Origin of the sequence: Micromonospora sp. NPDC005305 (assembly GCF_040607315.1) — a bacterium.
Lineage (GTDB): Bacteria > Actinomycetota > Actinomycetes > Mycobacteriales > Micromonosporaceae > Micromonospora.
In genome coordinates this window covers 115,467-135,115 of record NZ_JBEXGL010000007.1, presented here as the reverse complement: position 1 = coordinate 135,115, position 19,649 = coordinate 115,467, and the positions used below count along the sequence as shown (strand labels likewise).

Genomic DNA, 19,649 nt, shown 5'->3' with positions numbered 1-19,649 from the left:
TGGTCCCGGCGACTGTCCCGCACGGGCCGGACGCAGAATGGGCCCGTGCGGCACAGCGACGAGATCGGGACACCCCGCGGCCCGGCCCGGGTCCACACCGACCCACCGGTGGCCGGCGGCGCCACCGTGCTGGTGCTCGGTCACGGAGCCGGCGGCGACGTGGACGCCCCGGACCTGGTGGCGGTCCGGGACGCGCTGGTCGACGCCGGGGCGGGTGTGGTCCGGGTGACCCAGCCGTACCGGGTCGCCGGACGGCGCGCCCCCGCCCCGGCGGGACATCTCGACGAGGCGTGGACCGCAGTGCTGGCCGAACTCCGCGCCCGGCACCCGGAGGCGGCCCGATGGGTGGTCGGCGGCCGTTCCAGCGGCGCCCGGGTCGCCTGCCGCACCGCCCACGCGGTCGGCGCGGCCGGCATCGTCGCGCTCGCGTTCCCGCTGCACCCACCCGGGCGGCCGGAGCGCTCACGGGCCGATGAGCTGCGCACCGGCCTGCCCACGCTGGTGGTCAACGGCGACCGGGACCCGTTCGGGGTGCCCGAGGCCGGGCCCGGCGTCGAGGTGGTGACCCGTCCGGGCGAGCGGCATGACCTCCGCGGCGACCCGGCGGCCACGGCAGCCGTCGTGCGCGACTGGCTCCGCGCCCAGGGCTGGCTCCCGGCCTGACCTCGCGACACTCCGGGGTGGCGGCGGGGTGGCGTGACCGTCGGTGGCGGCGGGTCGTTGCTACGGATGGTGTCGGGCGCCCGGTTCGGGCGTCCGGGGCCACCCTCCCAGGCCCTTCCTGGTCCCAGCGTCGGTCGCGGCCGAGGCCGGGACCAGGAACGGGTGGGCGGCGTGGAATGTCCGGCCCGGCGGCGAGCGTTACTACCCCCGGATGCATTTTCCAGCCGAGGGGGGGTGACCGGTGCCGACCGAGACACGGAGCCGGGAGCGGGACGAACGGGACGCGCGGCAGCTCAAGCGGCTGCTGGACGCGCCGGACTGGCCCGCGACGGCGTCGGCCGTGAGCACCAGCACAGAGTCCGGAAGTGAATCTGCCGACAGGTGGGTACGCGTATCCTCGGCGGGAAAGCATCCGACGCGAGGGGACGTGCGGTTGACGACCGAGAAGACGGACGAGCGCAGGGCCCGCTTCGAGCGGGACGCGATGCCCTTCGTCGACCAGCTCTACGCTGCCGGGCTGCGGATGACCCGCAACCCGGCGGATGCCGAGGACCTGGTCCAGGAGACCTACCTGAAGGCGTACGCGGCCTTCCACCAGTTCGAGCAGGGCACGAACCTGAAGGCCTGGCTGTACCGGATCCTGACCAACACCTACATCAACTCCTACCGGAAGCGGCAGCGCCAGCCCGTGCAGGCGCCCACGGACGAGATCACCGACTGGCAGCTCGCCGAGGCGGAGTCGCACACGTCCAGCGGGTTGCGCTCGGCGGAGACCGAGGCGCTGGACCGGCTGCCGGACAGCGACGTCAAGGAGGCCCTCCAGCAGCTGCCGGAGGAGTTCCGCATGGCGGTCTACCTGACCGACGTCGAGGGCTTCTCCTACAAGGAGGTCGCCGACGTCATGAACACGCCGATCGGCACCGTGATGTCGCGGCTGCACCGCGGCCGTCGTAATCTGCGCAAGCTGCTCGAGCAGTACGCGGCGGAGCGGGGTTTCACCTCCGCGCCGTCGAAGGGTTCGACCGCCGCCGCCAGCCGGGAGGTGTGACCGTGAGCTGTGGACAGCCGCACGAGACGGACTGCCGTGAGGTGCTCGCGGAGGTCTACCTCTACCTGGACCTGGAGTGCGGTGAGGAGCGCCGCGTCCTCATCCGGGAGCACCTGGAGGAGTGCGGGCCCTGCCTGCACGAGTACGGCATCGAGCAGGAGGTGAAGGCGCTGGTCGCCCGCTGCTGCGGCAACGAGACCGCGCCGGAGCAGTTGCGCGAGCGGCTGCGGGTCCGCCTGACCGAGCTGGTGGTCTTCGAGACCACCGAGTCCCGTGAGCTGGCCGACTGACGGCAGCGGGAAACGAGCTGTAGACACCGGTGGCCCGGGTCCGTCTGGACCCGGGCCACCGGTGTGTCCGGCCTTGGGGCCGGCGCCGACTCCGATCCGCCGGATCAGGAGTTGGGGCGCTTGCCGTGGTTGGCGCCGCTCTTCTTACGGGCCTTCTTCTTACGGGCCTTCTTCGCCATGCTGTGCCTCCTTGTGCTGGTCACGGTCCGGCCGCGGGCGAGCGCGGCGGAGGTCGCGTGCCGGTTCCCGGGCGCCGGGAGCCGACCGCGCTGATGCTAGTGCCGACGGCGGTCGCGGGGGACCGGCGGGGGCGGAAACCGGCGTGCCGGGCGCGCTGTGCCGGGGCGTGAGCGGGCTCATGGTTGGATACCGTTCGCAGGAACAGCGGTGGAGAGGGAGGGCCCGGAGATGGCCGAGGAGATCCGCGCCGAGATGGTGGCGAACGTCTGGAAGGTCGTCGCGTCGGCCGGGGACACCGTGTCCGAGGGGGACACCCTGGTGATCCTGGAGTCGATGAAGATGGAGATCCCGGTGATCGCCGAGTCCGACGGCGTGGTGCAGCAGATCGCGGTCAACGAGGGCGACGTCGTGCAGGACGGTGACCTGATCGCGGTGATCGGTTGAGCGGGCTGCGGGTCCGGCGGGCCGAGCCGGCCGACTTCCCGGCGGTGGCCCGCCTGACGGTCGCCGCGTACGAGGCCGATGGACAGCTCAAGGGCGAGACGGGCTACGCGCCGGTGCTGGCCGACGTGGCCACCCGGGCGGAGAGCGGTGAGGTGCTGGTCGCCGTCGACGAGGTGACCGGCGAGGTGGTGGGCGCCGTGACGTTCGTGCTGCCCGGCACCCCGTACGCCGAACTCGCCGGCCCGGGTGAGGCCGAGTTCCGGATGCTCGCGGTCGACCCGGCCGCGCAGGGCCGGGGCGCCGGGGCGGTCCTGGTCGGGGCGTGCGTGGCGCGCGCCACCGAGCTGGGCTGCGCGGCGGTCGTGATCTGCGTCCGCAGTGGGATGGCCGCGGCGGCGCGGCGGCTCTACGGGCGGCTGGGCTTCGTGCGGGCGCCGGAGAAGGACTGGGCCCCGGTGCCCGGGGTGGAGCTGCTCGGCCTGCGCCTGGACCTGACGCGCCCGGCCTGACCGGGGCCGTCGACGCGGGCGGGGCCGGTCAGGAGCCGTCGGCGATCTTCGCGAGCAGCTCGTCGGCGACCTCGAGGGCGATCTTCTTGCGCTCGTCGTCGCTGATGCCGGGGGTGCGGACCGCGAACCAACTGCTGTGCACGGCGAACAGGGTGAGTGTGGCGCGCAGCTGGGCGGCCGGGGAGTCGTCGCCCCGGCACAGCTCGTGCGCCAGCCGCATCATCCGGTCGCGCATCTGCTGCCCGGCGGCGAGGCTCTTGAGCACCGTCTGGTTCTGCTCGAAGAACCGCATGACCGTGGGCAGCTCACCGGCGAACATCGCGTCGGCGTACCGGCTCAGCAGCGCGCGCCGGGTCGCCAGCGTCGCCGGCTGGGTGCCGGCCCACTCGATCAGCTCGTCCATCCGGCGCAGCCGGTCGTCGACGAAGCTGCTGACGATCTCGTCCTTGCTCTTGAAGTGGTAGTAGAGGGCGGCCTTGGTCACGCCGAGTCGCTCGGCGATCTCCCGGAGCGAGGTCTTCTCGTACCCCTGCTCGGTGAAGAGCTCCAGCGCGACGGCCTGGATGCGTTGCCGCGTGCCGCCTGTGCTCTCCCTCACCCGCACACCACCCAATTCGCTTGACGGTTCCTACTGACCAACTTACCGTCCGGCTAGTAAGGTAACTAGCCGGACGGCAAGTAAGTAGGTCACAGATCTTCGGGGGAGCTTACCCATGAGTCAACCAGCCCAGGTGGCGACCAGACCCAATGTCCGGGTCGTTCTCTTCGGCCTGATGATCGCGATGATGCTCGCGATGCTCGACAACATGATCGTCAGCACCGCGCTGCCGCGGATCGTCTTCGAGTTCGGCGGGGCCGACCACTTCACCTGGGTGGTCACCGCGTACGTGCTGGGCACCACGGTCTCCACCCCGATCTGGGGCAAGCTCGGTGACCTGTACGGCCGCAAGACCGTCTTCCTGACCTCGGTGGTCGTCTTCCTGGTCGGCTCCGCGCTGTGCGGCATGTCCGGGTCCAGCGTCTTCGGCGGCGCCGACACCGGCATGATCGAGCTGATCGCCTTCCGGGCCGTCCAGGGTCTCGGCGCGGGCGGCCTGATGGTCGGCGTCATGGCGATCATCGGTGACCTGGTGCCGCCCCGTGAGCGGGGCCGCTACCAGGGCATGATCGCCGGCATCATGGCCATCGCCATGGTGGCCGGCCCGCTGGTCGGCGGCTTCATCACCGACCACCTCTCCTGGCGCTGGGCGTTCTACGTCAACCTGCCGCTCGGCGGCGTGGCCCTGCTGGTGCTCGCCACCACCATGCACCTGCCGAAGTACCGCACCGAACACAAGATCGACTGGCTGGGCGCCGCCCTGCTCTCCGTCGGCATCACCGCGATCGTGCTGGTCACCACCTGGGGCGGCAACGAGTACGACTGGACGTCCCCGCAGATCCTCGGCCTCGCCGCGCTCGCCCTGGTGTCCCTGGCGGCGTTCGGTCTGGTCGAGCGGCGCGCCCCGGAGCCGATTCTGCCGCTGAGCCTGTTCGGCAACCGGAACTTCGCCCTCATCTCGGTCATCGGCTTCCTGCTCGGCTTCGCCATGTTCGGCGCCATGAACTTCCTGCCGCTCTACCAGCAGACCGTGCAGGGCGCCTCGGCCACGAACAGCGGCCTGCTGCTGCTCCCGCTGATGTTCGGCATGCTGGTGGTCTCGCTGGTCGTCGGCCGGGCCATCACGAAGACCGGGCGCTACCGGGCCTTTCCGATCATCGGCGGCGTGGTGATGACCGCCGGCATGGGCCTGCTGACCCAGCTCGACCTGGGCACCAGCAAGACCGTCTCGTCGCTCTACATGGTCGTGCTCGGCGTCGGCATGGGCTTCCTCATGCAGACCTCGATGCTGATCGCGCAGAACAGCGTGGAGCAGAAGGACCTGGGCGCGGCGAGCGGTGCGGCCACCTTCTTCCGGTCCATCGGCGGCTCGTTCGGCGTCTCGCTGTTCGGCGCGATCTTCGCCAACCGGCTCGCCGACTCCGCCGCCGGTCCGGCCTTCGCCGGGGGCGGCGGCGAGGGCGGCGCCATGAACCTGGAGAAGCTCAAGGAGCTGGCCGGGCCGGTGCGGGAGGTCGTGCTCGGCGGGCTCTCCGACGCCATCTCGCACGTCTTCTTCTGGGCGGTCTTCTTCACCGTGGCGGTCCCGGTGCTCGCCTGGTTCATCAAGGAGGTCCCGCTGCGCTCGGCGAACGAGGCCCCGCCGGCCGACGCCACCCCGGAGGACCAGGCCGAGGCCGCTCTCGGCAAGTCGCCCGTCGCCTGACCACCCGCCGCGGCCACGCCGACCCGTCCTCGGGTACGGCGTGGCCGCGCCGGGTCCGGGGGTCAGGCGCGGCGGAACAGCGCCGTGAGGCGGCGCCACAGGCGGCCGAGGGCTCCCGCCGGAATGGCCGGGGCGGGTCCGGCGCTGAGGCTCTCGGCCACGGCGCGGGCGGACGGGTCGAGGTCCGGGGTGGCCAGGGCCAGGTGGGCCAGCGACACGGCGATCGGCACCGGGCGCTCCCGGGCCACGGCCGCCACATCGGCGAGCCGCTCGGCCGCCACCCGGGCCACGTCGGTGCGGACCGCGGGATCCACCCAGGCGGCGGTGACCAGGGCGAACATGGCCGCCTCGGTGATCCAGTCCTCCACGCCCCAGAGCAGTTCCAGCAGCACCCGCCGCCGGGTGGATCCGTCCCACGGCTCGTCGGTGCGGTGGTGCAGCAGGCCGAGGCAGGCCCAGACCTGCACGCAGCGCACCCACAGCGACGGGTCCTGGCCGGCGAGCACCCGCCCGAGGGCGGTGGCCGGCGCGGCCGGCGGGTGCAGCAGCACGCCCAGCAGGTCGGCGAGGTCCAGGGTGGCCAGTCCCACCGCGGCGTCGTACGCGGCCGGCGGGTGCGGCCAGGCCGGGTGGGCGAGCTGCCGGATCCGTTCCGCCGCCTCGGCCGACGGGGTGGGCAGGGTGGGCGCGGCCACCGTGCCGTCGTACCGCCAGAGCTGGCAGGTGGTGGCCCGGCGGGGTTCGCGCGGATCCGGGTCGGCCACCGCGGCCACCTCGACGGCCAGCCCCGGCGCGGCCACGGCCGCGGTCCGCATGGCGCTCGGCGGTTCCAGCCCGTCGAGGCGTACGGCCACCGGGGCGTCGGCGGCGAGCGCCTGGCGCAGCGCGTCCAGCACCGGGCCGCCGGCCGGGGTCACCTGGCCCAGCCACGGGCGGCCGCGGCAGCACTCGGCCAGGTCGCCGTGCTCGTGGGTGTCGTCGGGGTGGTCCCGCACGAAGTCGGCGAGGGCCACCAGGTGGGCCACGTCCCCGTCGCGCTGGAAGCGCAGCCGGTGCGCGGTGTGCACGGCGCAGTCGAAGGTCGGGTCCTTGGCCAGGGCCCGGTCGATCCAGTCCAGCGCCTCGTCCAGCCGGCCGTGGTCGGCCAGCGTGCCGGCGATGTCGGCGTAGACCGCCAGGTCGTCGGGGTCGAGGGCGACGGCCCGTTGCAGCGCGGCGAGCGCGTCCCGCGTTCGGCCGGCGCTGCGGTACGCGTAACCCAGCCACACCTCGCCGAGTTTGGTGGGCTGTGCGCGTACCCCTCGGGAGGCCCAGGTGACGGCGAGGGCGATCTCGCCGAGGCGCCGGGCCAGCGCGGACGCCGCGCCCAGCAGCAGCGGGTGGGCCGGGTGCACGGCGACCGCGTTGCGGGCCAGGGTGAGGTACGGGCGCAGTGGGTCCCGCAGCCGGCGGGGAACCGGGTCGGGCGCGGTCGCGCAGACCTGCATGAGGATCCGGGCGGTGCGCTCCGGGTCGAGCCGTTCGGGCAGGTCGGGCGCGGTCACCCAGGGCACGGCGGCCCATTCGACGGCGGGGGCGTAACCGGTGGCCGCGGCCAGCAGGTCGAGCCCTTCGGCGGGCCGGCCGGCGGCGGCGAGCAGGTGGGCGCGGGCCACCACCGCGCCGACGAAGGCGTGGTGGCCGAGCGGGAAGAGGTCCAGGTCGCCGCCGCTGGCCGCGGCGAGCCGGGCGAGCGTCTCGTGCACCTCGGGCAGCGTGGGGGCCCGGACGAGGGCGGCGGCCACGTGTTCGGCGGCGTGCCGGAGGTCCCCCTCGGCCAGCGCCAGTCGGGCCAGCGCGAGTTCCTCCTCCGCCGAGAGCGCGGGATCGTCCTCGGGCACGTCGTCCTCTCGGGTGGTCGGTCCGTCAGCCGGGCAAGCCTAGGGGATCATGCGGCCAGATGGTGATCCACTGCGCACTCCTGCTCGTTCCATTGCTCGCTACGGCCGAAAGGTGCAAGACTGAGCACCGAACGCGCGGCAACCGCGCAGGAGGGGGTCTTCCGTGACGCGTCCAGGGGCCGGGATGGCCGCCGACATCGACGAGCAGCCGGCCGGCTACGACCGCCTGCTCTCCGCCGAGCACGCCGGGGCGATCGCCCGGGTCGCGGCGGTGATCGCCGAGCGCCGGCCCCGCCACGTGGTCTTCACGGCCCGGGGCACCTCCGACCACGCGGCGCTCTACGCGGCCTACCTCACGGAGATCCGGCTCGGCCTGCCCGCCGGGCTCGCCTCGCCCAGCGCCGTCACCGTCTTCGGCGCCCGGCCCGACCTCTCCGACGCCCTCGTGGTCGGGGTCAGCCAGAGCGGCGGCTCGCCCGACCTGGCCGAGGTGCTGCGGGTGGCCCGGGAATCCGGCGCGCTCACCCTGGCCGTGACCAACAACCCCGAGTCGCGGCTCGTGGGCACCGCCGAGCTGAGCGTGGACATCGCCGCCGGGCACGAGCGGGCCGTCGCCGCCACCAAGACCTACACGGCCGAGCTGCTCGCGCTGCTCATGCTCATCGAGGGGGTACGCGCCGGCGACGGCGTGCTCCCCGCCGAGGAGCGGGCCTGCCTGGCCCGGCTGCCCGAGCTGGCCGAGCGCACCCTCTCCGACGCCACCCCGGCCCAGCTCGCCCCGCGCTACCGGTTCGCCGGCCAGCTCGTCACCACCGGCCGGGGCTACGCGTACCCGACGGCCCGCGAGGCGGCGCTGAAGCTCATGGAGACCTCCTACCTGCCGGCGCTCGCCTTCTCCGGCGCCGACCTGCTGCACGGCCCGCTCGCCATGACCGACCCCGACGTGCCGGTGCTCGCCGTGGTCGGTTCCGGTCCCGGTGGGCAGTCGATGCGCGAGGTGCTGCCGCGGCTCGGCGAGCGCCGCGCCGACGTCGTGGTGGTCGGCTCCGCCGACGTCGAGGCGACCGCCCGGATGGCCGTGCCCGAGGTCGACGAGCGGTACGCGCCGCTGCTCGACATCCTGCCGCTCCAGCGGCTCGCCCTGGCCCTGGCCCTGGCCCGGGGCGAGGACCCGGACGCCCCGCGCGGCTTGAAGAAGGTCACGGCGACGATGTGAGGCCCGGCGTGGCACGCTGTTCAGCGTGTCCACCCTCCGTGACCTCGCCGAGGAGCACACCGCGCTCCGGCCGGCCGACATCGACCACCTGCACCGCATCGCCGGCGACTGGCAGCTCCTCTCCGACCTGTCCTTCGCCGACCTGCTGCTCTGGGTGCCCGTGGACGGCGACGGCACGTTCCTCTGCGTGGCCCAGGTCCGCCCGACGACCGCGCCGACCGCGTACCTCGACGACCAGGTCGGCCGGATCGTCGGCGGGCCCGAGGTGGCGCACCTGGAGGTCGCCCACCGGCAGGGCCGGATCTGGCGGGAGGGCGACCCGGTCTGGTACGGCGACGTGCCCGCCCGGCACGAGGCCATCCCGGTGCGGCTGCGCACCGCCGACGGGGAGTCCGGCGAGGTCGTGGCCGTGGTCGGCCGGGACACCAACCTCTCCACCGCGCGCACGCCCAGCCAGCTCGAACTGAACTACCTGACCACCGCCGACGACCTGGCGCAGATGATCGCCGACGGCACGTTCCCGCCGCCCCGGCACCCGGGCGAGACCACCTCGGCGCCCCGCGTCGGCGACGGCCTGGTCCGGCTCGACGCCAACGGCAAGGTCACCTACGCCAGCCCCAACGCGCAGTCCGCGTACCGCCGGCTCGGCTACGCCTCGCACCTCGTGGGGGAGGACCTGGCCAAGCTGCACCGCAGGCTCGCCAGCGACCCGCTGGAGGGCACCGACGCGGCGAACGCCGTGCTCGCCGCGCTGCGTGGCGACGCCCCGCCCCGGCGGGAGATCGACGCCCGGGGCGCCACCATGCTCACCCGGGCGCTGCCGCTGATGCCCGCGGGCGTGCCGATCGGCGCGCTGGTGCTGGTCCGCGACATCACCGAGGTGCGCCGCCGCGACCGCGCCCTGATCACCAAGGACGCCACCATCCGGGAGATCCACCACCGGGTGAAGAACAACCTCCAGACCGTCGCCGCGCTGCTCCGCCTCCAGGCCCGCCGGGTGTCCATGCCCGAGGCCCGGGTCGCCCTGGAGGAGTCGGTACGCCGGGTCGCCTCCATCGCGCTGGTCCACGAGACGCTCTCCCTGTCCAGCGACGAGGCGGTCGAGTTCGACGGCATCGTCGACCGGGTGGCCAGCGCGGCCACCGAGGTGGCGGCCACCGAGGTGACCGTCGGCATGCGCCGCCAGGGCAGCTTCGGCGTGCTGCCCGCCGAGATCGCCACCTCGCTGGTGATGGTCCTCAACGAGTTGTTGCTCAACGCCGTCGAGCACGGCTTCCCGCCGGCCGGGGAGGAAAGCGCGCCCGGCCCCGCCGAGGGCGCGCCGGAGCCGGCCGTGGTGGTCACCGCGCACCGGTTCCGCAAGCAACTGCACGTCTCGGTTGCCGACAACGGCCGGGGCCTGCCCGCGCACTTCGACGCCGAGAAGGGCGGCAACCTCGGCCTCCAGATCGTCCGGGCCCTGGTCACCGGCGAGCTGCGCGGCACCATCGAGCTGCGCAACGGCGCCGAGGGCGGCACCGAGGCCATGCTGGTCGTCCCCCTGGCCCGCGGCACCGCCGACCGCCTCGCCGGCTGACCGCACCCGGTCACCGGGTGAGCAGGGCGACCGTGAGGCCGGGGCGGGGCCACACCTGGCGGACCGTGAAGGCGTCGCGCAGGGCGTCGCCCTTCGCGCCGGGCACCGCCGCGAGCGGGTCGGCGCGCCGGCCGGTGACCACCAGCCAGACCCGGTCCACGCCGGCCAGGCACTCCGCCGGGCGGTCGCACTCGGCCGCCCAGAGGTCCGCGCGCTGCCGCTGGTCGCGCACCACCAGCACGTCGCGCGGCCGGCGCGCCCCCAGGTGGTACGCCAGCCCGAGGTCCGGGAAGAGCCAGCTGTCCCGGGGCGAGTAGACGACCGCGTCGCCCGGCTGCTGCTGGTCGGCGACGATCCGGGCCACGCCCGCGTAGTCCACCGGGGCGGTCCGCGGCCACTCGTGGGTGCGCCGCAGCGCCGCCTGGTCCGGCAGCCCGAGCAGGCCGGCCAGGGTCACCACGGCCAGCGCTGGCGCCAGCCGTACGCCGGCCAGCGCTGCCCCGGCCAGCAGGCAGGCGAACGGCACCGTGAAGGTGAGGTACCGGGTCACCCAGAGCGGCACCGCCGAACCGGCGGCGAAGAGCAGCAGCACCGGCAGCACGAGGGCGGCCCCCGGCAGGAGCGCCCGCCGGCCGAGCCGGGCCGCCCCCAGCGCGGCGAGGCCGACCAGCAGGCCGCCGACCACGCCGCTCTGCGCCAGCGCGCCGGGCAGCGCGGCCAGGTCGTCGACGCGGACCAGGCGTACCCAGTCGAGTTGGCGGCCGCGCTGGCCCCGGGCCACGAGCACCAGCGGGGCGACCAGCACGGCCGCCGGCAGCAGTGCCACCAGCCAGCGCCAGAACAGGCCCCGGCCCGTCGGGCCGGCCCGCAAGGTGTCGACCCGCGCTCCGGTGTCCGGGGCGGCCTCCCGGGCTCTGGTGTCCGGGGCGTCCTCCGGCGCGCTGGCGTCCCGGGTCAGGTCTGAGCCGTCGGGCAGCGGCTCCAGGCCGGCCGCCCGCCGGCCCCGTACAGCCGCCAGCAGCACCACCAGGGCGTGCGCGGCGAGCAGGGTGAGGGCGATCAGGTGGAACAGCCCGAGGGCGGCGACGGCCACGGCGTACCCGGCCCAGCGCCGCCAGGCCGGCCGGCGCAGCGCCCCGACCAGCAGCAGCGTGGCGAGCACGGCGAACAGGGTGGCCGGCGCGTACGGGCGGGCCTCCTGGCCGTACCGGGAGGTGGCCGGCAACACGGCGAGGAGCAGGCCGGCGAGCAGCCCGGCTCGGGGGCCGACCAGTTGCGCGCCGAGCCGGGAGGTGAGTGCGGCCGCACCGGCCATGGCCAGTGCGGACGGCAGCCGCAGCGCCGTCGGCGAGGTCCCGGCGAGCGCGGTCCAGCCGTGCATGACCAGGTAGTACGGCCCGGTGGCGGCGTCGATGGTGCCGGCCAGCCGGACCAGGTCGGGGACCGGGCGGCTGGCCGCGCTCCAGGTCGCCAGCTCGTCCCGCCACGGCTGCGCGTGCCCGATCCCGGCGAGGGTGACCGCCAGCGTGAGCAGGCCGGGGATCGCCCACACCGGCCAGTCCCGGCCGCGGGGCGGCGTGGGCTCGGCGGACGGGATCACATTCCGCAGCGTCACACGGCGGCGGCGCCCGCAGGGCCGGTCCGCCGATTTGTCTCCACCCCCGGCTGCTGTCGCCACGCTGCCGGATCCCGGACAGCCTTCGCCGTGCCGGCGTCCCGCCACCTCGGAGATTGGTGTTGGGCGCCTTTCGAGCTGAGTCGCTGGTGATGTCACCCCCCGCGATCGGCCTTGCCACGCCTCGCCGCCCGGGACGTCACCTGGTGATCCGCGGCCTGGCCCCTGCCGTCCCGGCCTTCGCCGTCCGGGCCCTTCGCCGTCCGGGCCTTCGCGGTCCGGGGTGTTCGCGGTCCGGGGTGTTCGCGGTCCGGGGTCTTCGCGGTCCGGGGTCTTCGCGGTCCGGGGTCTTCGCGGTCCGGGGTCTTCGCGGTCCGGGGTCTTCGCTGTCCCGGGCCTTCGCGGTCCGGGGTCTTCGCTGTCCCGGGCCTTCGCTGTCCGGGCCTTCGCTGTCCCGGCCCTTCGCCATACCCGCGGGCCTCGTCGTGCCGGCGGGCTTTGTCGAGCCGGCGAACATCCCGCCGTCCCGCCCTTCGCCGTCCCGCGATCGTCGACGGCGATTTCCCGCGCGGCGCGGTGGCACCGCTGAGTCGTCTGAGACGTCAGCTCGAAAGGCGGTCGCGAGGTCGCCTAAGCCCGGGCGGGCCCCCGGACTACGCCTTGACGGTGATCCCGTGCGCGTCACACGCCGTGACCAGGCGGGGGACGGCCTCGTGCAGCGAGCGCCGGTACGACTCCGCGCCCGGCCCGGTTCCGCCGACCCGCTGGCTCAGGCCGACCGCCAGCACCCCGCTGGTCTTCAGGTCCTCGTGGGCGGAGTCCTCGAAGAGGCCGCCCACCCGCCTCAGCTCGGCCGGGTCCACCCGCTCACCCCGGTCGGCGCGGACCACCACCTCGGCCGAGCGGCAGGCCGTCACGCCCGGGTCGTCATCCGTCGTGCCGACCAGGCGGTATGCCAGCACGCCGCCGGCGGCGAGCACGAGGAGGCCGATCAGCACGGCGAGGAGGACCGGCCGACGGCTGCTTCGCGGTCGGCCTACGGTGGCGGGAGCCTCGACGGGCTGCTGCGTCACGGCAATCTCCAAAGTTGATGATGAAAGGCGGCGGACGGTACCACCCGGCACAGCCCGGCTGGTGCCCGTGATGTGGGATCACGCACTCGGTCATTGGCCGGTCATCGACGGCTGTGGGAGCATGTGGCCTATGACCGCCGCTGTCATCCGCCGCTTCGTGGCCCGTCGCCACGTCGATTACGGCCGTGTCCGCAGCGCGATCTGTCCGGCCCACTGACGACGCCCGACCCATCCGTCTCGGGCGCGTTCCGCGCCGGCCGTCATCGACATCGCCGTCCTCGGCCCTCACCCAGGGCCGGCCGCCGCGTCCGCGCTTTCAGGCACAGCAGACATCGGAGGACGCCGCGATGGCGGTCAGCAGCACTACCACGACCCGGCCCGACGCCCCGGCACCGGCAGCGCGGGCCCCCCGCCGGCCGCGTGGTGAGGGCCAGTGGGCGCTCGGGCACCGCGAGCCGCTCAACCCCAACGAGCGGATCAAGAAGGACGACGACCCGCTGAACGTGCGGGCCCGGATCGAGAACATCTACGCGCACCGGGGCTTCGCCTCGATCGACCCGCAGGACCTGCGCGGCCGGTTCCGCTGGTGGGGCCTCTACACCCAGCGCAGGGCCGGCATCGACGGCGGGCGCACGGCGGTGCTGGAGCCGCACGAGCTGGAGGACGAGTTCTTCATGCTCCGGGTGCGGGTGGACGGCGGTGAGCTGAGCCTGGCCCAGCTCCGGGTCGTCGCGGACATCTCCCGGGAGTTCGCCCGGGACACGGCCGACATCACCGACCGGCAGAACATCCAGTACCACTGGATCCGGGTCGAGGACGTGCCGGAGATCTGGCGCCGGCTGGAGGCGGTCGGCCTGCAGACCACCGAGGCGTGCGGCGACTGCCCCCGGGTCGTGCTGGGCAGCCCGGTCGCCGGGGTCGCCCGGGACGAGGTGCTCGACCCGACGCCCGCCGTCGACGAGATCGTCCGCCGGTACGTCGGCGACAAGGCGTACTCCAACCTGCCCCGCAAGTTCAAGACCTCCATCTCCTGGCTGGTCGACACCCCGTACGAGGCGAACGACATCGCCTTCCTCGGTGTCGAGCACCCCGACCACGGTCCCGGCTTCGACGTGTGGGTGGGCGGCGGTCTGGCCACCAACCCGATGCTGGCCAAGCGCCTCGGCGTCTGGGTGCCGCTGGCCGAGGTGCCGGACGTCTGGGCCGGGGTGGTCGGCATCTTCCGTGACTACGGCTACCGCCGGCTGCGCAACCGGGCGCGGCTGAAGTTCCTGGTCGCCGACTGGGGCGTGGCGAAGTTCCGCGAGGTGCTGGAGAAGGAGTACCTGGGCCGGGCGCTGCTCGACGGCCCGTCCGCGACGCTGCCGGCGAAGCCGGTCGACCACATCGGCGTGCACCCGCAGCGCGACGGCGGCAACTACGTGGGCGCCGCCCCGGTGGTGGGGCGGGTCTCCGGCACCCAGCTCGCCCGGCTCGCCGACGTGGCCGAGGCGCACGGCAGCGGCCGGGTGCGGCTCACCCCGTACCAGAAGCTGCTCGTGCTCGACGTGGCCCCGGAGCGGACCGACTCGCTGGTGGCGGAGCTGCGCGGGATCGGCCTGGAGGCCCGACCGTCGGCCTGGCGGCGCGGCACCATGGCCTGCACCGGCATCGAGTTCTGCAAGCTCGCCATCGTCGAGACGAAGCGGCGCGGCGAGGAGCTGGTGGCCCGGCTGGAGGAGCGGCTGCGGGACTTCGACGCGGACATCTCCATCCACCTCAACGGCTGCCCGAACGCCTGCGCCCGCACCCAGGTGGCCGACATCGGCCTGAAGGGCCAGCTCGTGGTGGGCCCGGACGGCCGGCAGGTGGAGGGCTTCCAGGTGCACCTCGGCGGTGGCCTGGGCATGGCCGCGGGGCAGACCGCCGGCTTCGGCCGCAAGCTGCGCGGCCTGAAGACCACCGCCGACGAACTTCCGGAGTACGTGGAACGGCTGGCCCGCCGCTACCTGGCCGGCCGGAGCGAGGGCGAGAGCTTCGCCAACTGGGTGATCAGGGTCGACGAGGAGGAATTGCGATGAGCGATGCCCGATCTGCGCCTCTCTACTGCCCGTACTGCGGGGAGGAGGACCTGCGGCCGCACGAGGCCGGGCACAGCGCCTGGGAGTGCCACGCCTGCGCCCGGGTCTTCACGGTCCGGTTCACCGGCCTGCTGAGCCGGGCGGTCAACCGATGAGCCCGCTGCGCTCCGCCACCGGCCTGGGCCTGGTCGGGGTGGGCGGGGCGGCACCGGCCGACCCGGCCCGACGCGACCCGGAGGAGCTGCGCGCGCTCGCCGAGCGGGCCGGCCGGGAGCTGGAGGGCGCCCCCGCGCTGGAGATCGCCCGCTGGGCCGCCGAGACCTTCGGCGACCGGTTCTGCGTGACCAGCTCGATGGCGGACGGGGTGCTCGCCCACCTGGTCTCCCGGGTCGCCCCGGGGGTCGACGTGGTCTTCCTGGACACCGGCCTGCACTTCCCGGAGACGCTCAAGGTCCGCGACGAGGTGGCCCGGCGGCTCCCGGTGACCGTGCGCTCGATCCGGCCCCGGATGACCGTGGGGCAGCAGGACGGCCAGTACGGCCCCCGGCTGTTCAGCAAGTCCCCGGACGACTGCTGCCAGCTGCGCAAGGTGGAGCCGCTGGAGCGGGCGCTGACCGGCTACGACGCCTGGGCCGCCGGGCTGCGCCGGGACGAGTCGCCGACCCGCGCGAACACGCCGGTGGTGGCCTTCGACGCGCGGCGCGGCAAGGTCAAGGTCAACCCGATCGCGGCGTGGAGCCAGCGGGACGTGGACGCCTACGTGGCCCGCTACGACATCCCGGTCAACGAGCTGTTCGCCCGCGGCTACGGCTCGATCGGCTGCTGGCCCTGCACCCGCCGCACCCGGGCGGGGGAGGACCCGCGGGCGGGCCGCTGGGCCATGTTCGAGAAGACCGAGTGCGGCCTGCACACCTGACCGCCGAGCCGCCGGTGGTGCTGGTCGCGCACGGCAGCCGGGACCCGCGGGCGGCGGCGGCGACCCGGGCCCTGGCCCGGGCCGTGGCGGCCACCCGTCCCGGCGTCCCGGTGCTGCCGAGCTGGCTGGACCACACCGACCCCGGTCCCGCCGCGGTGCTGCGGGACCTGGCCGCCGCCGGCCACTCCCGGGCCGTGCTGGTGCCGTTGCTGCTGACCGCCGCGTACCACCGGAAGGTCGACGTCCCGGCGGCGGTGGCGGCGGCCCGCGCGCAGGGCGCGGACATCGAGGTACGGGTGACCGACGTGCTGGGGCCGGCGGACGGGGTGGTGGACGCCCGGCTGCTGGCGGGGCTGCGCCGGCGGCTGGCCGAGGCGCAGCCGGGCCGATTCGACGGCGTGGTGCTGGCGGCGGCCGGCACCCGGGATCCGCGGGCGCGTGGTTCGGTGGGGCGGGTCGCCGCCGCGCTGGGCGCCGAGATGGGCGTGCCCTGCCAGGTGTCGTACGCCTCGGCGGCGCCCCCGGGGGCCGCCGTCGCGGTGTCCCGGCTGCGCGCGGCGGGTGCCCGCCGGGTGGCCGTGGCCGCCTACTTCCTGGCCCCGGGCCTGTTCCACGACGCGGTCCGCGCGTCGGCGGAGCGGGCCGGCGCCGTGGCGGTCGCCGACCCGCTGACCGACCTGCCCGAACTCGCCGACCTGGTGCTGCGCCGGGTCGACGCCGTGCCGGTCGGCAGCCCGGTGTGACGCGGGTCGCCATCATGATCAGCGGGGGTGGCGGCCGGGTAGCCGGGGGATCGTGTGCGGACAGCAGAACGCCCCGGCCGGGATCCGGCCGGGGCGTTCGCGTGCGTGCGAATCAGGCGGAGTGAGCGCGCAGCACCCGGAGCCCGCCGCGGCGCTTCACCGCGCGGCGCTCCTCCTCGCTCATCCCGCCCCAGACGCCGGCGTCCTGACCGGACTCCAGCGCCCACTGAAGGCAGTGGTCGGTCACCGGGCAGCGCCGGCAGACGGCCTTGGCCTGCTCCACCTGCAGGAGGGCCGGGCCGGACGTCCCGATCGGGAAGAACAGCTCCGGGTCCTCGTCGCGGCAGACGGCATCGTGGCGCCAGTCCATGGCGGCAACACTCCTCATTCTCAAAATGGGTGGCCAGATTACGCTTCGTTGCTATTCCTATATGCATCCGCATTGCCGATCAGTGACGGTCAGCATCCATCAATTCGGCGCTGCGTGAGCAGGCTTGCGACCCCGTGGACCTGCTGGAACAGCTCAACCTGCCGAGCATATCCAGGCAATGTCCCGGTAACACGACTTCGCTTGTGAATACTTTCACGAACTGTCTCGATGTCAAGGGTGGCGCTCGGAAAAACTCCGAACAGTGAGCGGGCTCACCACCCTTTTGTCCGGGTTTCAGAGCGCTCTGGTTACCCGGCGTGCCACAGTCGAGGATCAATATAGTACGGTCTGCGTGACGTTGCTGACATTTCCGGCACCTTCCCTCGGCGTGGCGGCCTCCGCACGAAGCGGTTGCGGTGGCCCGCGTCAACCGACGGCAGTACCCGAGACCTAGCAGATTACTCTCAGTGCGGCAGGGATGGATGCGAATCTGACTTTTTCCCGCTCGCCGAGGTAGTCACCGTCGAGCTGGAAGGCCAGCGGACGGGCCGAGAGCAGGGTGAACTCCGCCACGTCATGCAGCCGGAGCACCTGCCGGCCGTGCGGATCGGGTTCCCGGGCAAAGAACTGGGTCACCGTGCGTGTCGTGCTCGCCACCTTGAGCTGCCGCATCGCGAGCACGTCCAGCCCGAGGTCGAACGACGCCTCCGGGTTCGGGTTGATCTCCCGATCGCCCAGGTAGGTCCACGGGGCGGTGTTCTGGATGATGACCGTCCCGAGGTCGGTCTCGGCCGCCTCCCCCGGGCGCTCCAGCGAGATCGACGGATGGCGCCGATCCGAGGCGAGGAAGTACTGGCTCACCGTGGAGCGGAAGTAGAGCGCCGGCGTGGACACCCGGCCCCGCTTGCGGGCCCGCTCGACCCGCTGGATGACGGCCGCGTCGATGCCGAAGCCCGCGCAGAAGGTGAAGTAGCGGTCGTCCGCCCGGCCCAGCCCGATGGTGCGGGAGCGGCCCAGCCGCAGCCCTTCCAGGATCATGCTGGTCCCGTCCGGCCACTCCCGCGGCAGGCCCAGGGCCCGGGCGAAGACGTTGGTCGACCCGCCCGGGACGGTGGCCAGCGCCGGCAGCCGCTCTGCCAGGGTCCCCCCGGTGCGGAAGGTCGGCGGCTCGGCGGCCATCAGGCCGTTCACCACCTCGTTGACCGTGCCGTCGCCACCGAGCGTCACCACCAGGTCGACGCCCTCCTGTGCGGCATCCCGCGCCAGGTCCATGGCATGACCCCGCCGGCGGGTGTACCGCACCGACAGGTCGACTTCGCTGCGCAACGCCCGGACCAGCACGTCCCGGCTGCGCTCGCTGGTGGTGGTGGCCTTCGGATTGACCACCAGGACGGCCCGCATGGGCGGCACTGTACCGCGCCTACCCACGGGTATCGTGTCGCGCGTGACGATCGACTCCGGGCCGGTCCCCGGCACGCTCCGCTGGGCGGTGCTCCTGCTGCGCGCCGAGGCGGTGGCGCTCGGCCTGGTCGCGGCGTGGCTGATCTGGTCCGACCTGACGGCGCGCACCACCGACCTGACCTCGGCGCTGCTGGTGACCGCGTTCGCGGTCGCCGGGGCGGTCGCGCTCTGGGCGCTCGGCGCCGCGCTGGCCCGCCGCCGGTCCGGGGCCCGGGCCCCGGCCATCGTGCTCCAGCTCATGCTGCTGCCGGTCGGCTGGTACATGATCCAGGGCGGCCTGGGCTGGCTGGGCGTGCCGCTGATGGCGCTCGGCCTCGGCGTCACCGGCCTGCTGGTCAGCACGCCGACCAACCGGGCGCTCGGCTTCGACTGACGCGGCGCCGGCCGGGAGGGTCAGTAGCCGGAGGCGCGGCGGGTGAGCAGGGAGATGGTGGCCCGGCCGTCGGCGGCCCGGGCGCTCGCCGCCGTGGTCAGCGCGGTGAGCACCTTCCAGGCGAAGGACGACTCCGAGGGGAGCGTGGCGCCCCGCACGGTCGGCACGGTCACCTCGACGGTGAGCGCGTCGTCGGTGACCGCGAAGCGGCACTCCAACTCGGCGTCGCGGGTGGCGATGGCGAGCAGCATGGCGCACGCCTCGTCGACGGCGATGCGCAGGTCCTCGATCTCGTCGAGGGCGAACTGGAGCCGGGCCGCGAGACCGGCGGTGGCGGTGCGCAGCACCCCCAGGTAGCCGCCGTCGGCGGGCACCGTGAGGTGCACGATGTCGTCGTCCGTCATCGGCTGGCCGGTCAGTTGAGTCACGCCTCATCCCCCCGGTGCGGGACTCTACCCGGTCAGGCGTCCGCCCGCGTGGGGGCGGCCGTCGCCTGCGCCGCGAGATCGTGCAGCGCGCTGCCGGCCAGCCGGTACGGCACCCACTCGTCCATCGGGGCGGCGCCGATCGCGGCGTAGAAGCGGCCGGCCGGATTCCAGTTGATCATCCACCATTCGAGGCGCCGGTAGCCGCGCTCGACGCAGATCGCGGCGAGGGTCGCGAGCAGCAGCCGGCCCGCGCCGGTGCCGCGGGCGGCCGGCCGGACGTACAGGTCCTCCAGGTAGATGCCGTGCACGCCCTCCCAGGTGGAGAAGTTGAGGAACCAGAGGGCGAAACCGATCGGCTGGTCGGCGGAATCCACGGCGACGTGGCCGAACAGGGCCGGCGCGGGGCTGAAAAGCGCCGCCCTGAGCTGTTCCTCGGTGAGGTGGCACTGCTCGGGGGCGCGTTCGTAGTCGGCGAGTTCGTGCACCATCGCGACGACGGCC

The 19,649-nt window shown here is 74.1% G+C and carries 21 protein-coding genes; 13 read left to right on the top strand and 8 right to left on the bottom strand.

All coding sequences use genetic code 11. The features are described from left to right. The first annotated feature begins 45 nt into the window (after positions 1–45). From ABZS80_RS14435 to ABZS80_RS14415, 5 genes are all read left to right on the top strand, one after another. Positions 46–663, top strand: coding sequence for an alpha/beta family hydrolase (locus ABZS80_RS14435; RefSeq protein ID WP_355056139.1), 618 nt, complete (start codon positions 46–48; stop codon positions 661–663). 241 nt (positions 664–904) lie between these two features. Next, the gene (locus ABZS80_RS14430; RefSeq protein ID WP_355056138.1) at positions 905–1,711 is read left to right on the top strand and encodes a sigma-70 family RNA polymerase sigma factor; all 807 of its coding nucleotides are present in this window, start codon (positions 905–907) and stop codon (positions 1,709–1,711) included. A gap of 2 nt (positions 1,712–1,713) precedes the next feature. After that, a complete protein-coding gene (gene rsrA, locus ABZS80_RS14425; RefSeq protein WP_151465002.1) occupies positions 1,714–2,001 on the top strand; it encodes a mycothiol system anti-sigma-R factor in 288 nt (95 codons plus the stop codon). Positions 2,002–2,409: 408 nt separating this feature from the next. Further along, positions 2,410–2,625, top strand: a complete 216-nt coding sequence (locus ABZS80_RS14420; protein WP_089012714.1) for a biotin/lipoyl-binding carrier protein — start codon at positions 2,410–2,412, stop codon at positions 2,623–2,625. Continuing rightward, positions 2,622–3,134 carry a GNAT family N-acetyltransferase gene (locus ABZS80_RS14415; protein ID WP_355056137.1) on the top strand — a complete coding sequence of 171 codons (513 nt, stop codon included), beginning with the start codon at positions 2,622–2,624 and terminating at the stop codon, positions 3,132–3,134. The genes ABZS80_RS14420 and ABZS80_RS14415 overlap by 4 nt, the downstream gene beginning before the upstream one ends. 28 nt (positions 3,135–3,162) lie before the next feature. Here the strand turns inward: ABZS80_RS14415 and ABZS80_RS14410 are convergent, their stop codons facing one another. Continuing rightward, positions 3,163–3,738, bottom strand: coding sequence for a TetR/AcrR family transcriptional regulator (locus tag ABZS80_RS14410; protein ID WP_192579993.1), 576 nt, complete (start codon positions 3,736–3,738; stop codon positions 3,163–3,165). Positions 3,739–3,847: 109 nt separating this feature from the next. On the opposite strand from ABZS80_RS14410, the gene ABZS80_RS14405 reads away from it, so the two are divergent. Continuing rightward, positions 3,848–5,437 (top strand): MDR family MFS transporter, encoded by a 1,590-nt coding sequence (locus tag ABZS80_RS14405; protein ID WP_355056136.1) that lies wholly within the window; start codon positions 3,848–3,850, stop codon positions 5,435–5,437. Positions 5,438–5,499: 62 nt separating this feature from the next. Here ABZS80_RS14405 and ABZS80_RS14400 read toward each other — a convergent pair whose 3' ends face one another. Further along, positions 5,500–7,317 carry a tetratricopeptide repeat protein gene (locus tag ABZS80_RS14400; protein WP_355056135.1) on the bottom strand — a complete coding sequence of 606 codons (1,818 nt, stop codon included), beginning with the start codon at positions 7,315–7,317 and terminating at the stop codon, positions 5,500–5,502. A gap of 184 nt (positions 7,318–7,501) precedes the next feature. On the opposite strand from ABZS80_RS14400, the gene ABZS80_RS14395 reads away from it, so the two are divergent. Beyond that, the gene (locus ABZS80_RS14395; protein ID WP_355056301.1) at positions 7,502–8,533 is read left to right on the top strand and encodes an SIS domain-containing protein; all 1,032 of its coding nucleotides are present in this window, start codon (positions 7,502–7,504) and stop codon (positions 8,531–8,533) included. A 25-nt stretch (positions 8,534–8,558) separates the two neighbouring features. After that, positions 8,559–10,109 (top strand): histidine kinase N-terminal domain-containing protein, encoded by a 1,551-nt coding sequence (locus tag ABZS80_RS14390; protein ID WP_355056134.1) that lies wholly within the window; start codon positions 8,559–8,561, stop codon positions 10,107–10,109. Positions 10,110–10,119: 10 nt separating this feature from the next. Here the strand turns inward: ABZS80_RS14390 and ABZS80_RS14385 are convergent, their stop codons facing one another. Both ABZS80_RS14385 and ABZS80_RS14380 read right to left on the bottom strand, forming a co-directional pair. After that, complete coding sequence (locus ABZS80_RS14385; RefSeq protein WP_355056133.1) at positions 10,120–11,709, bottom strand: glycosyltransferase family 39 protein; 1,590 nt, start codon at positions 11,707–11,709, stop codon at positions 10,120–10,122. A 668-nt stretch (positions 11,710–12,377) separates the two neighbouring features. Further along, complete coding sequence (locus ABZS80_RS14380) at positions 12,378–12,797, bottom strand: hypothetical protein (protein ID WP_355056132.1); 420 nt, start codon at positions 12,795–12,797, stop codon at positions 12,378–12,380. Positions 12,798–13,144: 347 nt separating this feature from the next. On the opposite strand from ABZS80_RS14380, the gene ABZS80_RS14375 reads away from it, so the two are divergent. Genes ABZS80_RS14375 through ABZS80_RS14360 form a run of 4 tightly spaced genes read left to right on the top strand, consistent with a single transcriptional unit; the run spans position 13,145 to position 16,516 of the window. Beyond that, positions 13,145–14,857, top strand: a complete 1,713-nt coding sequence (locus ABZS80_RS14375; protein ID WP_355056131.1) for a nitrite/sulfite reductase — start codon at positions 13,145–13,147, stop codon at positions 14,855–14,857. Then, positions 14,854–15,012 (top strand): hypothetical protein, encoded by a 159-nt coding sequence (locus ABZS80_RS14370; protein WP_355056130.1) that lies wholly within the window; start codon positions 14,854–14,856, stop codon positions 15,010–15,012. The genes ABZS80_RS14375 and ABZS80_RS14370 overlap by 4 nt, the downstream gene beginning before the upstream one ends. After that, a complete protein-coding gene (locus ABZS80_RS14365) occupies positions 15,009–15,773 on the top strand; it encodes a phosphoadenylyl-sulfate reductase (RefSeq protein WP_355056129.1) in 765 nt (254 codons plus the stop codon). Before ABZS80_RS14370 ends, ABZS80_RS14365 begins: the two co-directional genes overlap by 4 nt. Beyond that, on the top strand, positions 15,755–16,516 hold the full coding sequence (locus tag ABZS80_RS14360) for a CbiX/SirB N-terminal domain-containing protein (RefSeq protein ID WP_355056128.1): 762 nt from the start codon (positions 15,755–15,757) through the stop codon (positions 16,514–16,516). Before ABZS80_RS14365 ends, ABZS80_RS14360 begins: the two co-directional genes overlap by 19 nt. 112 nt (positions 16,517–16,628) lie before the next feature. Here ABZS80_RS14360 and ABZS80_RS14355 read toward each other — a convergent pair whose 3' ends face one another. Continuing rightward, positions 16,629–16,886 carry a WhiB family transcriptional regulator gene (locus tag ABZS80_RS14355; RefSeq protein ID WP_088975879.1) on the bottom strand — a complete coding sequence of 86 codons (258 nt, stop codon included), beginning with the start codon at positions 16,884–16,886 and terminating at the stop codon, positions 16,629–16,631. Positions 16,887–17,336: 450 nt separating this feature from the next. Next, on the bottom strand, positions 17,337–18,287 hold the full coding sequence (locus ABZS80_RS14350) for a diacylglycerol kinase family protein (protein WP_355056127.1): 951 nt from the start codon (positions 18,285–18,287) through the stop codon (positions 17,337–17,339). 43 nt (positions 18,288–18,330) lie between these two features. Here ABZS80_RS14350 and ABZS80_RS14345 point away from each other — a divergent pair, with 43 nt between their 5' ends. Continuing rightward, positions 18,331–18,720, top strand: coding sequence for a hypothetical protein (locus tag ABZS80_RS14345; RefSeq protein WP_355056126.1), 390 nt, complete (start codon positions 18,331–18,333; stop codon positions 18,718–18,720). 20 nt (positions 18,721–18,740) lie between these two features. Here the strand turns inward: ABZS80_RS14345 and ABZS80_RS14340 are convergent, their stop codons facing one another. Next, positions 18,741–19,148: an ATP-binding protein gene (locus tag ABZS80_RS14340; RefSeq protein ID WP_151464169.1), complete on the bottom strand. Its 408-nt coding sequence runs from the start codon at positions 19,146–19,148 to the stop codon at positions 18,741–18,743. Positions 19,149–19,180: 32 nt separating this feature from the next. Further along, the gene (locus ABZS80_RS14335) at positions 19,181–19,636 is read right to left on the bottom strand and encodes a GNAT family N-acetyltransferase (RefSeq protein WP_355056300.1); all 456 of its coding nucleotides are present in this window, start codon (positions 19,634–19,636) and stop codon (positions 19,181–19,183) included. Positions 19,637–19,649 lie beyond the last annotated feature (13 nt).

Bases quoted from the DNA above. Each gene is read 5' to 3' on its own strand.
- ABZS80_RS14420 (WP_089012714.1), top strand. From the start codon at position 2,410: ATGGCCGAGGAGATCCGCGCCGAGATGGTGGCGAACGTCTGGAAGGTC.
- ABZS80_RS14405 (WP_355056136.1), top strand. From the start codon at position 3,848: ATGAGTCAACCAGCCCAGGTGGCGACCAGACCCAATGTCCGGGTCGTT.
- ABZS80_RS14395 (WP_355056301.1), top strand. From the start codon at position 7,502: ATGGCCGCCGACATCGACGAGCAGCCGGCCGGCTACGACCGCCTGCTC.
- ABZS80_RS14375 (WP_355056131.1), top strand. From the start codon at position 13,145: ATGGCGGTCAGCAGCACTACCACGACCCGGCCCGACGCCCCGGCACCG.
- ABZS80_RS14370 (WP_355056130.1), top strand. From the start codon at position 14,854: ATGAGCGATGCCCGATCTGCGCCTCTCTACTGCCCGTACTGCGGGGAG.
- ABZS80_RS14365 (WP_355056129.1), top strand. From the start codon at position 15,009: ATGAGCCCGCTGCGCTCCGCCACCGGCCTGGGCCTGGTCGGGGTGGGC.
- ABZS80_RS14355 (WP_088975879.1), bottom strand. From the start codon at position 16,886: ATGGACTGGCGCCACGATGCCGTCTGCCGCGACGAGGACCCGGAGCTG.
- ABZS80_RS14350 (WP_355056127.1), bottom strand. From the start codon at position 18,287: ATGCGGGCCGTCCTGGTGGTCAATCCGAAGGCCACCACCACCAGCGAG.
- ABZS80_RS14335 (WP_355056300.1), bottom strand. From the start codon at position 19,636: ATGGTGCACGAACTCGCCGACTACGAACGCGCCCCCGAGCAGTGCCAC.